Origin of the sequence: Saccharothrix sp. ALI-22-I, from assembly GCF_001984175.1 — a bacterium.
Classification (GTDB): Bacteria; Actinomycetota; Actinomycetes; order Mycobacteriales; family Pseudonocardiaceae; genus Actinosynnema.
In genome coordinates this window covers 207,415-222,100 of sequence record NZ_MTQP01000057.1, presented here as the reverse complement: position 1 = coordinate 222,100, position 14,686 = coordinate 207,415, and the positions used below count along the sequence as shown (strand labels likewise).

The 14,686-nt window shown below is 71.9% G+C and carries 9 protein-coding genes and 1 pseudogene; 5 read left to right on the top strand and 5 right to left on the bottom strand.

Going from position 1 to position 14,686, the window contains the following annotated elements:
* Positions 1-956, bottom strand: a pseudogene (locus ALI22I_RS53730) (hypothetical protein); the annotation flags it as partial.
* Positions 957-1,031: 75 nt separating this feature from the next.
* Between ALI22I_RS53730 and ALI22I_RS17270 the strand changes: the two are divergent.
* From ALI22I_RS17270 to ALI22I_RS17260, 3 genes are all read left to right on the top strand, one after another.
* Entirely contained in the window at positions 1,032-2,417 is a 1,386-nt protein-coding gene (locus tag ALI22I_RS17270; RefSeq protein ID WP_077006519.1) for an SDR family NAD(P)-dependent oxidoreductase, read from the top strand.
* Positions 2,418-2,597: 180 nt separating this feature from the next.
* Positions 2,598-3,551 (top strand): ATP-binding protein, encoded by a 954-nt coding sequence (locus ALI22I_RS17265; protein WP_143532250.1) that lies wholly within the window; start codon positions 2,598-2,600, stop codon positions 3,549-3,551.
* Entirely contained in the window at positions 3,548-5,824 is a 2,277-nt protein-coding gene (locus ALI22I_RS17260; RefSeq protein WP_077006517.1) for a hypothetical protein, read from the top strand. Before ALI22I_RS17265 ends, ALI22I_RS17260 begins: the two co-directional genes overlap by 4 nt.
* A gap of 21 nt (positions 5,825-5,845) precedes the next feature.
* On the opposite strand, the gene ALI22I_RS17255 is transcribed toward ALI22I_RS17260, so the two are convergent.
* The 4 genes from ALI22I_RS17255 to fxsA form a co-directional block, all read right to left on the bottom strand.
* Positions 5,846-7,000, bottom strand: coding sequence for a hypothetical protein (locus ALI22I_RS17255; RefSeq protein ID WP_143532249.1), 1,155 nt, complete (start codon positions 6,998-7,000; stop codon positions 5,846-5,848).
* A gap of 40 nt (positions 7,001-7,040) precedes the next feature.
* Complete coding sequence (locus tag ALI22I_RS17250; RefSeq protein ID WP_077006515.1) at positions 7,041-8,015, bottom strand: hypothetical protein; 975 nt, start codon at positions 8,013-8,015, stop codon at positions 7,041-7,043.
* A 19-nt stretch (positions 8,016-8,034) separates the two neighbouring features.
* Complete coding sequence (gene fxsT, locus ALI22I_RS17245; protein ID WP_077006514.1) at positions 8,035-11,763, bottom strand: FxSxx-COOH system tetratricopeptide repeat protein; 3,729 nt, start codon at positions 11,761-11,763, stop codon at positions 8,035-8,037.
* Positions 11,764-11,888: 125 nt separating this feature from the next.
* Positions 11,889-12,056 (bottom strand): FxSxx-COOH cyclophane-containing RiPP peptide, encoded by a 168-nt coding sequence (gene fxsA / locus ALI22I_RS17240; protein WP_077006513.1) that lies wholly within the window; start codon positions 12,054-12,056, stop codon positions 11,889-11,891.
* A 205-nt stretch (positions 12,057-12,261) separates the two neighbouring features.
* Here fxsA and ALI22I_RS17235 point away from each other — a divergent pair, with 205 nt between their 5' ends.
* Together ALI22I_RS17235 and ALI22I_RS17230 are read left to right on the top strand one after the other, a co-directional pair.
* A complete protein-coding gene (locus ALI22I_RS17235; RefSeq protein WP_077006512.1) occupies positions 12,262-13,383 on the top strand; it encodes an FxsB family cyclophane-forming radical SAM/SPASM peptide maturase in 1,122 nt (373 codons plus the stop codon).
* The gene (locus ALI22I_RS17230) at positions 13,380-14,516 is read left to right on the top strand and encodes an aKG-HExxH-type peptide beta-hydroxylase (protein WP_077006511.1); all 1,137 of its coding nucleotides are present in this window, start codon (positions 13,380-13,382) and stop codon (positions 14,514-14,516) included. Before ALI22I_RS17235 ends, ALI22I_RS17230 begins: the two co-directional genes overlap by 4 nt.
* The last annotated feature ends 170 nt before the right edge of the window (positions 14,517-14,686 follow it).

Here is a 14,686-nt window from a genome sequence, read left to right as displayed (position 1 = left end):
CCTTCGACCACCCGGACAATCGTCCGTTCCACCTCGGCGCTGGCCTTGCGCGGATCGGACGCGCCCGCGATCGTGCTCGCGCCCGCCGACAGCGCGCCGAACAGCAGCCTGCTCATCGTCTCGTTCCGCGCACCCGCACCGGCCAGATCGCCGGCAACGCTCACGGTCGCGGTGTCGCCCGCGCCGCCAACGCCCGCCGGGTATCCGACACCGCCGGCAACCGCCGACTCGCCCACAGCATCGCCACCAACAGCACCGGCACCGACGAAAGCGTCAGCGCCAGGGTCGGGAGAGGCGGCGGGAGCACTGGTGGCTGGCGTAATGGCAGCGGTGGGGGCGATGGGGTCCGCGTCGGGGTCATCGAGCTTGCCGCCGGCGATCTCGTCGGCCAGCGCCCCGGTGCCCGCGAGCACGAGCAGCGGCCGGTCGCGGCCGAGGTGGTCGACGAGCGCGGCCCGTGCCACGGCGTCGCCACCGATCAGCAGCGCGAGCGCCGGGCGCTTGGACCCGGCGACGGCGTCCACCGCGCGGAACAGCGCGGGCACCTCCTCGCCCCACTGCGACCCCGGCACGAGCACCGCCGTGTCGTGGTTCACGTTGAGCCGTACCTCACCCGCGGCGGGCTCGGCGTCCTCCGTGGCCACCCGGCCCGACGGCGCGACACCGACCAACCGCGGCCACCGGCCCTCCAACGATTCGGCGGCCAACCCGATCAGGTGCGTGACACCGACATCGGCACCCGTCGTGATCACGACGGCGTCCGCCTTCGCGGCGGCGGCGAGTACCGCACGCAGCACCGGCAGCACTCTGGCGGCGAGTTCGGTGTCCAAGGCATCGGCCGAGCCGAACACCGCGAGAACGGGGCGACCGCGGGGCAGGCCGAGGGCGCGCGCCCGGATGTCGGCGTCGGGATGGGCCAGCCGGCGCACCCGTGGGCCGGTACCCGCTGTAGGCATGCCGGGCACCCTAGCGGTGCCTCACGCGAATTTCACCGGGCGGGGGCAAATTTCGCCGGAGGTAGAGTACTGAGCGTGTCGATTGACCCCGCCGAACTGGAAATCGCCCTACGGGTGCTCGCCCAAGTGGACGAACTGGACACCGAGCACCCCGACGCGGTAGCCGTCCGCCGGGCCACCTCCGGTATCTGGAAGAACCTCCGCAAGCGCCGCAAGGCCGACCGCCGCGCCACCATCACGGCCAACGACCGCGCCGTCATCGAGGCGACCGCGACCGGCTCGCCGTCCCGCATCGACGACGAGACCCGCGGCCTGCTGCTGCGCGAGCCGGACCCCGGCGCGAAAGCGGGCACGCTGCTGCGCGCCCGGTCCTGCTACACGTGCAAGCGCCGGTACACCGAGGTGGACGCGTTCTACCACCAGCTGTGCCCGGACTGCGCGGCGCTGAACCGGGCCAAGCGCGACCAGGGCGCGGACCTGACCGGCAAGCGCGCGCTGCTCACCGGCGGCCGGGCCAAGATCGGCATGTACATCGCGCTGCGGCTGCTCCGCGACGGCGCGCACACCACCATCACCACCCGGTTCCCGCGCGACGCGGTGCGCCGGTTCGCGTCCATGCCCGACAGCGCCGACTGGCTGCACCGGCTCCGCGTGGTCGGCATCGACCTGCGCGACCCGGCGCAGGTCGTGCAGCTGGCCGACTCGGTGGCCGCCGCCGGGCCGCTGGACATCCTGATCAACAACGCCGCGCAGACCGTGCGCCGGTCCTCCAACGCCTACGCGCCGCTGGTCGCGGCGGAATCGGCCGCGCTGCCGTCCGGCCCGCTGCCCGAACTGGTGACGTTCGGTCACACCATGTCCGCGCACCCGGTGGCGTTGGCGGGCACGTTGGCCGACACGATCCCGGCCGTGACGGCGCTGGCGCTCACCGCCGGCTCCAAGGAGATCGACGCGGGCGGACTGGTGCCGGACGAGGCAGCGGTCAACAGCTGGGTGCAGCGGGTCAACGAGGTGGACCCGGTGGAGCTGCTGGAAGTGCAGCTGTGCAACAGCACCGCGCCGTTCATCCTGATCTCCCGGCTGCGCCCGGCGATGGCCGCCGCACCCGCGCGCCGCAAGTACGTGGTGAACGTTTCGGCGATGGAAGGCCAGTTCAGCCGCGCCTACAAGGGACCGGGCCACCCGCACACGAACATGGCCAAGGCCGCGTTGAACATGCTGACCCGCACCAGCGCCGAGGAGATGCTGACCGACGGCATCCTGATGACCGCGGTCGACACCGGCTGGATCACCGACGAACGGCCGCACCCGACCAAGATGCGGCTGGCCGCCGAGGGTTTCCACGCGCCGCTGGACCTGGTCGACGGCGCGGCCCGGGTGTATGACCCGATCGTGCGCGGTGAACTCGGCGAAGACCTGTATGGCTGCTTCCTGAAGGACTACGCGCCGGCTGCGTGGTGAGGGGTTCACCACGCTCATTGATTCCACTCCCGATAGTAGTAACGGGAATGGGCCGATCGGGTAGGCCGCTCAACGGATTCGCATCCGTGTGCGACTCTCCGTCGGTAGGCTGAAGCTTTCGGTAGGCCGCCGCGAGGCGACGGGGGTGGGCATGGACCGCGGGCGGGCGGGAGCGGCGTGGTGACCGCGCCCCGAAGGCCGGTCAACCCGTTCCCGCTGCCGGGGTGGGAGAGCACGCCGATGCGGCCGCTGCGGCCGTGGGACCGGCAGGCGCACCGGACTTACTACGTGCCCGTGGACGGCACCGAGAGCGCCTTCCAGGAGTTCCAGCAGGAGATGGGCGACCTGACCGGGCTGCTGGAGGACGGCCGGCTGGTGCTGGTCAGCGGCGAGTCCGGTTGCGGCAAGACGGCGCTGGTCAACCGGTGCGCGGACTGGGTCGCGGGCGAGCTGGCGGTGCTCGGGATGCGCGGCGTCGTGCTGGACCTGACCGGGTGCCTGCCGACCGACCAGCAGCTGTCCATCGAGCAGCGCGCCGTCCGGGTCTGCGACCAGATGTTCGACCTGCTGGTGGACCACGACGCGCTGCGGCCCGAGGCCGCGGACCGGCTGGAGCGCAACCGGGACGTGCCGCGGCGCGTCTTCCCGGGCCTCGGCCGGGCGTTGCGCGAGGACATCGCGGTCGTCGTGCTGCTGCCCAGTCCGAACGAGCTGGTGGACGAAGTGGTCAACTACGCGCGGATGTACAGCAGCGCGAAAGTGCTGTTCCTGACGGAGTCCGCCTATCTCGGCCCGGACGAGGTGGCCGACGTGGTGCGGCGGATGGAAACCTGGGTCCCGCCGATCACCTTGTACGTGGGTCCGCTCGATCCCGGTGACGCGGAACGATTCACCAAAGACCGGCTGTCGCGTCACACGGAAGTGGGAAGTTATCCGCGGATCAGTGACGACGCGATGGAATTGGTCGCGAAACTCTGCCAGACGGTCGCGATGCTGCAAAGATATCTACACGGCACCTACGAGCACCGACTCGATTCGGGGCTGGGCTACACCGAAATCGATCTGGTGTCCGTCGAGGACATCCGAGCGTTCTTGAACAAGAAGTCCCGGAATGGACTGGGGAATGGGCCATGAGCGGTAGCAGCGATCTCCCGCCCCCGCGGAAGAACCCCTTCTCGCCGATGGCGGTCGCCCGGATCACGGACTTCGACGCCGACCCGGACGCGGTCGAGGTGGCGATCACCACGGACGCGACGCGGCAGGCGCTCGCGCACCTCACCACCTACCTCGACGCGCCGCCCGCGCGCGGCGGCCGTGACCGCACCGGCACCGTGGTGGCCGTGCTCGGCGACTACGGCACCGGCAAGACGCACCTGGCGGTGCGGCTGGTCCGGCACGCCCGGCAGGTGCTGGCGGACCCGTCGCACGCGCTGTACCTCGACGCGACCGCGGAGAGCTTCATCGAGCTGTACCGCCGGTTCATGCAGAAGCTGGGCCGTGAGGGCGTGCGCGCCCAGGTCAGCGAGTACTACGCGGACATCGTCGCGGACTCGCTCCAGAGCAGCGGCCTGACCAGCGACATGCTGGAGTGGCTTGGCAGCAGGCAGTTGGAGCCGCAGGAGGTCGTCGAACGGCTGGGCCTGATGGAGAGCGCGCTGCTGCGCAAGGTCCAGGACACGCTGCGCGAGGTCACCAACAACAAGGACTTCGGCACCGCGCTCACCCTCCTGCTGCGGCCCGGTTTCGAGCACTCGGTGTGGTCGTGGCTGCTCGGCGGCGCGCCGGACCAGGTGCTGGTGGAGCGGGGCATCACCACGCCGATCGACACCGAGGTGGCCGCGCTGGAGGCGATGGGCGTGTTCGCCCTGCTGTTCGGCGGGCGGCAGCGGCGGTTCGTGCTGGCGGTGGACGAGCTGGACAAGATCTTCTCCGCGGACAGCCGCCCGCAGGCCCGCACCATGGCCGCGTTCCAGAGCCTGCTCCAGGTGTTCGCCAAGGCCGGCGCGTGCCTGGTGCTGTGCGGGCTGCCGGACTTCAAGTCCGTGCTGCCGCCCGCCGTGCGGCAGCGCATCCCTTACACGGTGGTGATGTCCGGGCTCAGCCAGGGCGAGGTGCGCGAGTTCATCATGCTGGCGCAGGCGCAGGTGTTCGGCACGCGGCAGCTGGCGCCGTTCACCGTGGACACCACCCGGTACCTGCGGGACATCGCGGGCGGCAACCCGCGCAACGTGATCCGGTTGTGCCACCGGGTGTTCCGGATGGCCGACGACCGGGCCCCCACGCCCGGCAAGGACTTCGTGGTCACCGACGACATGGTGCGGCAGGCGGCGCGTGACCTGTTCGGGTCGCTCAGCTCCGACGACATCGACGGCGTGGTGCGCCGGCTGCTCGACGCCAACGGCCTGGACTACCTGCGCCGGCACCTGCTCCTGGTGACCGATGACTCGCTGGTGGACTTCTGGGTCACCTTCCCCGACCGCACCGGCGGGTGCGCCGTGCTGATCACCCGGTCGCTGCTGGACAACGCCGACCTCGACGCGGTGATGCGGCGGATCTCGGCGGTCCGCGAGGCCGAACCGGACGCCGAACTCATCCTGCTGGTCAACGGGGTGGTCGCGGACGGTGTGGTGATCCAGCTGCGGGAGCTGCTGGGCCGGGAGCCGCTGGTCTACGTCGAGCGGACGTTCGCGGACGACTTCAAGGCGCTGATCGGCGCGACGAGCCAGCGGCTGGGCGGCGACCCGGACCCGTTGTCCGCGCTGCGGTCGCGAATGGACCGGCTGACCCGGCAGCAGTCGAGCATCTACGGGGTCATCGAGCAGCTGGCGGAGCACATGGACGGGGTCCGGGCGTCATCGGACCGGCAGCTCGGGGCGATCCAGCGGCAGCTGGGCGCGTTGGCGGGCGGCACGCCGACCCGGACGGAGACCGCCAGGCTGCCCGGCGAGGTCGAGCGGCTGTTCCGGGACGCGGTGGACGCGTTGGAGGAGCTGACGCAGATCGACGTGATGTTCCAGGAGTCGTTCGACCACGCACCGACCGCCACCCAGGAGGCGGTGCACCGACGCCTGCGCACACCGGAGTTCACCCAGGCCGCGACCCAGGCGGTGTTCATGCAGAAGGCCGTGCAGGCCTTCCGCGCCGCCGTGGCGCAGTGGTACCGGTCGTCCGGCGACCCGGACGCCGAGGAACAACTCGACGAGCTGTGCGGCATCTACGACGGCATCGTGGAGTTCCTGCCGGTGTTCCGCCTGGAGCCGCTGTTCAAGCTGCCGCCCTGGTCGGCCCGCACCGGCGGCCTCGTGGCCGAGGTCAACCAGAGCTCCCGCCGCACCCGCGTCGAAGACGCCCTGACCGACCTCAGCCCCCGCGTCCGCCGCGCCGTCTTCCGCTCCTCCCCCGCCTGACCTGAGCATTGGCCTCACCCGTCAGGGCATGGGCTTCACCTGGGGGAAGGCGGCGACGGGTGGTGCGGTGGCGGGCTGACGGACGTGCAGCTGGGGCTTTGCCTTGCGCACCGGTTCGCGCGCGGGCTTGGGCGGGCGGAGACGGTCGTAGGCGCCGTTTGTCGTGGCGTTGAGCAGGTTCACCACGACGACGGCGGGAGCGACTACGGCGATGGAGCCGGGGAACGTCGGTTCCAGCAGCAACGCCAGGATGATCGCGGTCAGGCCGTTCTGCTGGCCCAGCGCGAGCCGCATCCGGTCGCCGCGCCAACGCTTCGGCACCGTCAGCACGACCGCCACCACGGCCTGTGCGCCGAACGCCGCCACGCCGAGCACCACGCCGACGGCGGCCAACGCCCAGCTGAACTCGGCGGCCAGCACCAGGCCCACGGCGGCGATCGCGGCGAACATGCCGGCTTCGGCCAGCCCGTCCACCCACCGGCCCAGGTTCGGCCGGAAGAACAGGCCCAGCAGCGCCAACGCCAGCAGCAACGCGTACTGCACGGCGACGAACCCGATGGCCAGCACGACCACGACCATGGCCGCGCGCACGGAGTACCGGACCAGCCGCCCGCCCGACTCGGCCCGCCGCACCCGGCCGCGCACCAGCGTCCACAGCATGAACGCCACCCCGGCCAACGCCAGGTTCAGCACCAGGTTGACCGCGAACGACCCCGCGCCGCCGACCGTGCCGCCCTGGAGCGCGAACGTGGTGATGTACACGGTGAGCAGCACGGTGATCGGGTCGTCGAACGACGCCCACGCCGACAGCAGCGCCTTCGCCGAGTCCGACATCTTCGACTTGGCCCGCATCGCGGCCACCGACAGCGGGTCGATCTGCGCCACCGCCACCGCGAGGATCAGGTGGTTCGGGTCGCGGAACACGAAGAACATCACGCCGAAGATCAGTGCGACTTTGGCGAGCACACCGAGCGTTACCGCGAGAACGACAACACGCAACTGTTTCCGGAATTCCGCGATCACGATCCCGCTGGTGCTCGCGTACAAACCGAAACCCAGCAACGCGGTGATGAACAACCCGTAGGCCGGCGACTGGTCGACTTCACGAAGTCCGAGCTGCCACGCGGCGATCCAGCCCGCGCCGAGGGCCGCCAAGAGCGCGGCGGAACGGATCACGGGCGTCACCATTACACGGTAGGCAGCGATGGGTGAGCGTTCAAGGACCGATCGGAGTGAGTTCGACGGCCAGCGCCGACATCCGGTCATCCGCCGCACGCACCCGCGACTGGTCGATCGTCACCCCGGCCAGGTATTCCCCGGCGCTCAGCCGGTAGTAGTAGATCGAGCCCATCTCGACGTCCAGCACCAGCCGTTCCATCAGCCCGCCGACCACGGGGCTCACCGCCCGGTTCAGCTTGGTGGTCAACGCGCCCAGCTCCTGCACGAAGCCGTGGTAGAACCGCCGGCGCGCGTCCACGGTGATCTGCTTGAAGAACGGGGCCAGCGACGGATCGCCCAGGCAGTCGACCATCGCCCGCACCTCGCCGCCCACGACGTGCGCGACCAGGTGCAGGTCCTGCGCCCGCACCGCCGCCAGGCACGCGGTCAGCGGCCCCTCCCCCGCCGTCACGTGCGGTTCGGCCTCCACGTCGACCGGCAGCGGGGTGACGTCCTGCGCGCTCTCCCACCCGCCGGGGTTGAGCGAGCCGAGGCTGAGCTGGGCGCGCAGCCGGGTGGCGAGGCCGGCCACCGCCCGGTCCGCCTCGTCCACCGCCGGGTGCCCGAACAGCGGCCCGGCGCCCGCGTGGTCCAGCACCAGGCCGACGACGTGCTCGGTCGGCACGACGGAGTCGCAGAACAGCGCGCCCTCCTCGGTGTGCAGGACGGTGCGGATCAGCCGACCGGTGCGCACCTCCTGCAGGGACCGGTCCAGCGCGGCGACTTGGAACGTCAGGTGCCTGCCCAGCCGCTTGAGCTCCTCGCGCCGGGTGCCGCCGGGCAACGCGTCGGGCAGCGCGTCGGGCGCGGGCACGGGGTCGCCGAGCGCGTCGATGCCGAAGTCGAACACGCCGCTGCTGTAGTGCGCGAGGTAGTGCAACGCGGGGGTCTGCTCGATCGCCGCGCGGCACGACAGCCTGGCCAGGTCGAACTCGGGGCCGACGTGCTCGGCCTGCTCCTCGTGCAGCTCCACGCCGGTCCCTCCTGCGCGCTCAGGTGTGCGGGATGTCGACATCGCACTCCCGCCAGTCCTGGTCGGTCGGGTGCGCCGCGAGTCGCAGGTTGTGGGCCGCCGCGGCGGTGTGCGGATGATCGTGCCCCAGGAACTCCACGCAGTCGGTGTAGGTTTCGGCGATCAGTTCGGCGGCCCGGTCCGCCTCACCCGCCGCGGCGAGCACCCGTGCCTGGTCCACGGCCGCCGCCAGCGTCCACGGGTGCGTGTCGCCCAGGTGGGAGCGCAGGGTCTCGGTCGCGACCTCCACGTGGCTCACCGCGCCCGCCTGGTCGCCCGCCGCGCGCAGCGCCAGGCCGAGCCCGAGCTTGCACAGCGCGACGAACGGGTGGTGGTCGCGCAGGCCGACGTGCTGCTGGAAGCCGGTCAACGCGGTGCGGGCCAGTTCCACCGCCAGCTCCGGGTCGCCGCCGACGCGGCGGTGGTCGGCCGCGAAGCTCAGCGCGCAGCCCAGCGTGTAGGGGTGGTGCGGGCCGATGACCTCGCGGTAGTCGCGCAACGCCTTGCCGGTGCGTTCCTTGGCCGCCTTGGGCCGGCCGGCCAGGCGCAACGCGATCGCGTAGTTCCAGTGCACGCCGATCTGGGTCTGGTTCAGCTCCTGCCGCAGCGCCTGCAACTGCTGCGAGGCGAGCAGCAGCGAGGCCAGCGCCTCCGGGTAGCGGCCCAACTCCCGCTGGTAGAGCCCGATCTGCGCGAGCGAGGCCCACGTCCGCGTGTCACCGGTGCCGAACAGCCGGCGTCGGCGGCGGTGGTTGTCCTCCTCCAGGACGAGCGCTCCGGCCGCGTCACCGGACAGGAACATCGAGGACGCCAGGTTGTTCGCCGCACGCCGGGTGTCCGGGTGGTCGTCGCCGAGCACCGAGCGCAGGCCCTCCCAGGTCGCCTGGTCCTCGGCCAGCGCCTCGGCGAACAGGCCGAGCCCGCGCAGGTCGCCGCCCCGGCCGCGGGCGGTGATCAGCGGACGCGGGTGGGTGAGGTCCAGGGCGCGGCGCTGCTGGGCCAACGCCAGGTCGTCCAGCCGGAGCGCCTCGGCCGGGTCGCCCAGCACACGGTGCACGTTGGCCAGTTCCGCGGCCAGCCGGTTGCGCAGCGGGTCGGCCGGGCCGAACAGCCGGGTCCACGCGTCCAGCAGGGCGCGGCCGGGTCCGAGCGCGGCCCGGCGCACGCCCGCGCCGCCGTCGGTGAACAGGAACCGCACCTGGTTGACCAGCCAGCGGCGCACCTTCGGGTCCGTGCTGCCCATCGCGCCGGACGGGATGACGTGCTTCTGCAACTCGGCGAACCGGGCGTGCCGGGTCGGCGAGTTGTCCTCGACCTCGGTCGGCGCCAACGCGGCCAGCGCGCTCAGCACGTCCGCCTGCCGTGCCTCCCGTTCGGTCGGGTTCATCCGGTCGCGCAGCGCGCTCTGCACGACGCGGTGCAGGCGCAGCGAGTACTGGTCGCCCCAGTCGACGCGGAACAGCCCGTACCGCGCGCCGTACCAGAGCACCCGGTCGATCTCGGCGGCGTCCAGCTCCAACGGCTCGGCGTCCACCCCGCCCGCCTGGATCACCCGGCCGACGAACGCGGGCGAGCGCACCAGACCCAGGTCCGCGCCTTCCGGAGACAGGAACGCGCACAGCTGCGCGACCAGCACCGCGAGCCGCCCGGTGGCGTTGTCCCGCAACGCGTCCACCGCGACGTCCACGACCCGCGCCACACCGTCCATTTCGGACCGGCCGAGGCGTTCGAACAGGGTGCGGGTGGCCCAGGTCGCGGCGTCGGCGTCCCGGGAGCCCGCGCCCACCTCGACCCGCGCCGTCTCGCCGAGCCAGGACGACGCCAGGTCCAGCGCCAACGGCAGGTGGTCGACGGCGTCCGCGACCCGCTCCGCGTCGTCCGCGGTCAGCCCCGGCACGCGGTCGAGCAGCAGGCGCACGCTGTCGTCCGCGCGCATCGGCACCAGCTCGACGGCTTGCCCGGCCGCAGGACCGGACGTGATCAGCACGTGCCCGGTGGTGCCCGCCGGCAGCAGGTCGGCGATCAGCTCCGGGTCGTCGGCGTTGTCGTAGACCAGCAGGAACCGCCCGTACGCCGGGTCGTTCGCCAGCCGTTCCAGCGCGGACAGCGTGCCGTAGTCGGTCGAACCCGGCTGGCGCAGCCGGACGGCCATCTCCGCCAGACCGGTCAGCACGGACTGCCGGTCGTGCGCGGACAGCCACCACACCGCCGCGTAGTCCGACGAGAACCGGTAGGCGTACTCCAGCGCCAACTCGCTCTTGCCGACGCCGGGCACGCCGTTGACCGTCACCACCGCCCGCGCGTCACCCGCCTCGGCGAACTGGTCGCGCAACGCCTCCAGGTCCTCGTCACGCCCCACGAAACCGGGGTGGCGCGGCGGCAGGTCGAACACCTGCGGGTCGCTGCCGGGCATCCGCATGCCCGGCTCGTGCACCGTGCCGGGCCGGTCGATCAGGCCGAAGTGGCCCAGCAGCCGGGCGCTCAACGTCTCCGGGGTGTGCTCGTGCACGGACAGCGCGCCGTCTACCGACTCGTCCTCCGACAAGACCAGTCGCAGCACCGTCAGCGGCCGGTCGGGCAGCTCCACCGGGCCCAGGTGCGGCGAGGACAGCACCACCACGCCGAGCGGGACGTCGGACTCGAACCACTCTTCCGCATCGGACAGGCGGCGGACCTGGGCGCCCGCGCGTTCCAACTGGCCGCGCACCCAGTCGGCCCACGGCCGGTCACGCGGGGCGTGCACGAGGACCACCCGGTCCGGCTCGGCGGCCGACGTCAGCCCGAACACCCGCCGGTAGCGGGCCCGCAGCACCGGCGACACCGGGGTCACCTCGGTCACCGCGCCATCGGTCACCGCTGCGGCCAGCCTGCCGTACTGGGCCTCCAGCACGCCGCCGCTCGTCGGCTCCTCGACCAGTATCGCCAGCAGCGGGTCGAACGCGTCGAACGGGCGGTACGGGATCTCGATCGTGCCGCCGTCCGGCACCCGCTTCGCCTGCCCGGCCAGCAGTTCGGCGAACGCCGCGTGGATGGCGGAGCGGATGCGCTGGGCGCGGGACAGCTCGTCCGCGTCGTCGAACAGCGTGGCCACCGGCACCACGTCGATCCGGATCGGCGCCCGCTTGCGCAGCCGTGCGGCCAGGTCCGCCGCGTCCGCGATGGCCCGGGGACGCGGCCGGAAGCACACCACCGCCAGCTCGCACAGCGTCGCGATCAACGTCAGCGACTCGTCGCCCGCACCGGTCGGCGCGTCGATCAGCACCTGGTCGTAGTCGGACTCGGTCAACCGGGCGCGCAGTTCGGCCATCGCGCCCGCGTCACCGTGCCGGGTCTCAGGCTGGGGACGGCCCGCCGCGTCGGTCGGCATCGGCGAGACCACGTCGATGTGACCGGGCCGGGTGACGTCGCCGGCGGGTGGTGCGAACCGCTCGATGGCCGGCGCCGGGTCTTCGTCGCGCAACGGGTCCGCCCGGTAGGCGGCCAGCAGACCGCGGCCCAGCGCGTCCGGCAGGCCGAGGCGGCCCACCAGGAACGGCTCCAGGTACTCGCGGACCTGCGGCACCTCGGAACCCCAGTCCACCACCAGGACCCGCTGCCCGGCCGCGGCCAGCGCCCACGCCAGGTTCGCCACCGCGCTGGTGCGACCGGTGCCTCCGGTCGCCGACAGGAAGGCGGTGACCCCGGTGTGGGTCGGGGCGGTAGTGCTCATCTGCTGCTCCAGAGCGGCGGGGGGACTTGGGAATACCGGGATCGCGGGCCGCGTGTCCGCGACTCAGCCGCGTTTCACCCGAATGGCCCCGCTCATCGCAACTGCGCTCACCGGGAACTCCCGGCTCACAGGGAACTCTCGAACGCGGCGAACCGGTTGGGCAGTTCGGCGTTCTCCGCGAGGATCCGGTGCAGCGCGGCGCGCAGCGCGGTGTCCGGCAGATCGGCCAATCGGGCCAGGTCCACGCCCGTCACGTCCAGGAGTTCGGACTCCAGGACGGGTTCATCAGCCATGTCCGGTGTACCCCCTCACCGCAATGCTGCGGGTTTCTCGGCTCCACGCCTCATTGCCGGCTCCGCCGACGGCGCACTTCCCATCGTAGTGAACGACAACGGTCACTGTCGGGAATCCTCCGATTGGCGGAGGTAGCCGACGGCGTGCTGTGTTTGATTGCACGTGGGGGTGGGGAAAATCCGGGGATCGACGACGGTGGGTTCAATGGCTGGACTGCCGTTCCGGCAGTTCGTGCTGAAGGTGCACAGCCGGTGCAACCTGGCGTGCGACTACTGCTACGTCTACGAACTGGCCGACCAGCGGTGGCGTTCCCGGCCTCGGGTGATGTCGCCGGAGATCGTCGCGCACACCGCCGAACGGGTGGCCGAACACGTGCGCGGACACGGGTTGTCCGAGGTGGAAGTGGTGTTGCACGGCGGGGAACCGTTGCTCGCGGGACGTGCCGCGATCGAGTCCCTGGTCTCGCGGTTTCGCTCGGTCGTGCCCGCTGAAGTGCGGTTCACCGTGCAGACGAACGCGACTTTGCTGGACCGTGAATTCCTGGAGTTGTTCTCCTCGCTCGGTGTTCGGGTCGGGGTGAGCGTGGATGGCACGCCGGAAGCGCACGACCGGCACCGCGTGCGGCCGGACGGCACCGGGAGTTGGGCGGCGGTGCGCGCGGCGTTGGAGTCGTTGCGCTCGTTCCCGGCGGTGTACGGCGGTCTGCTGTGCGTGGTGGATGTGCGCCACGATCCGGTGCGCACCTACGAGTCGTTGCTGGAATTCTCACCGCCCGCGGTGGATTTCCTGCTGCCGCACGGTAACTGGTCCGCACCGCCGCCCGGACGTGCCGCCGACGCGCTCTCGACGCCCTATGCGGATTGGCTGATCGCGGTGTTCGACGACTGGTACGGGAAGCCGCGGACGCGGGTTCGGTTGTTCGACGAGTTGCTGGCGGTGTTGCTGGGCGGGCGTTCCGGGGTGGAGGGGATCGGGCTGAGTCCGTCCGGTCAGGTGGTGGTGGAGACCGACGGCTCGATCGAGGCGTCGGACATCCTGGCTTCCTCCTCCCCCGCCGCCTCGGCGACCGGGCTGCACGTGGCGCGCGATGCGTTCGACGCGGCGTTGGAGCTGCCGGAGGTGCGGGCCGGGCGTTCGGGGTTGGCCGGGTTGTCGGGTGAGTGCCGGCGGTGCCCGGTGGTGCGGGTGTGCGGTGGCGGGTTGCGGGCGCACCGGTTCCGGGAGGGCGCCGGGTTCGACCGGCCGTCGGTGTACTGCCGGGACCTGGCGCGGCTGATCGGGCACGTGCGGTCGCGGGTGGCGGCGGACTTGGCGGTGTTGGCGTGACCGTCGCGCCGTTCCGGGTCTCCGCTTCCGACTTCGACGCCCTCGCGCGCGGTGGGGGCGGGGTGTCGGCGGTGCGGACGTTGCGGCTGGCCCGGCGCAGCCGGACGTTGCTGATGATCAGGTCCATCGCGGTCGATCCGGCGGCGCGGCCGGCGTTCTCGCTGTTGTGCGAGGTGGCGCGGGTGGCGCCGGCGGCGGTCGATCGGGTGCTGGACCACCCGTCGGTCGGTGCGTGGGCGACGCGGACGGCGTTGGCGATGCGACGGGGTGCGGCCGCTCGACCTGGGGAGTTGGCGTTCACGGCGGCCGCGGCGGCGGTGCGGGCGGGGATGGCGGTGGACCTGGCGCTCCCGCCGGTGGAGGTGTTCTCGCTGCCGTCGTTGGGTGTGGTGGTGGGGCCGGGGTTGGCTTACGAGGCGTTGCCGGAGATCGATCTGGGCGGGTCGTCGCTCCAGGTGGACCTGTGGGCCGGTGGCGGGGTGCCGCCCGAACTGCCGGTCGCGCCGTCCGTCGACCTGCTTTGGTGGCGCGATGCGCTCCGGTCGGCGTGGGACCTGCTGGCCCGTGACCACCCGGCGTTGGCGTCGGAGTTCGCCGAGGTCGTCTCGGTCATCACGCCGATGCCGTCCTCGCCTTCGGGCACCAGCAGCGCGACGTTGGCCGACGCGTTCGGCTGCGTGTTCCTGTCCCCGATGCCGGACGCGGAGACGTTGGCCGTGACGCTCGTGCACGAGGCGCAGCACAGCAAGCTGGTGGCGTTGATGGACCTGTTCGCGCTGGTCGAGCCGGACCAGGACGCGCTGTTCTACGCGCCGTGGCGAGAGGACCCCCGCCCCGCCGCCGGCCTCCTCCACGGCACCTACGCCCACATGGGCGTCGCCGGCTTCTGGCGCTCCCGCCCCGGCCCCGCCGCCCAGGCCGAGTACGCCCGCTGGCGCTCAGCCGCCCTGATCACCGCCGACACCCTCCTGACCAGCGGCAAACTCACCCCGACCGGCACCCGCTTCGTCACCCGCATGGCGGATGTCCTCCGCACCTGGTCCGCCGAACCCCTCCCCGCAGCCGCCCTCGCCACAGCCGAAGCCGAAGCCGCCGCCCACCGCACCCGCTGGCAAGCCACCCACACCCCCTGACCACCCCGAACGTCGAATTCGGATACGCGAACGTACGGCACACCGAACGCAAACCCAGGACACACCCGCGTGTCCAACACCCAGAACACGCGTGTCCAACGTCCAGAACGCGCGTGTCCAACGTTCGGAATGGGCGTGTCCAACGTTCGGAATGGGCGAGTTGAACGCTC

Bases quoted from the DNA above. Each gene is read 5' to 3' on its own strand.
- fxsT (WP_077006514.1), bottom strand. From the start codon at position 11,763: ATGAGCACTACCGCCCCGACCCACACCGGGGTCACCGCCTTCCTGTCG.
- ALI22I_RS17260 (WP_077006517.1), top strand. From the start codon at position 3,548: ATGAGCGGTAGCAGCGATCTCCCGCCCCCGCGGAAGAACCCCTTCTCG.
- ALI22I_RS17235 (WP_077006512.1), top strand. From the start codon at position 12,262: ATGGCTGGACTGCCGTTCCGGCAGTTCGTGCTGAAGGTGCACAGCCGG.
- fxsA (WP_077006513.1), bottom strand. From the start codon at position 12,056: ATGGCTGATGAACCCGTCCTGGAGTCCGAACTCCTGGACGTGACGGGC.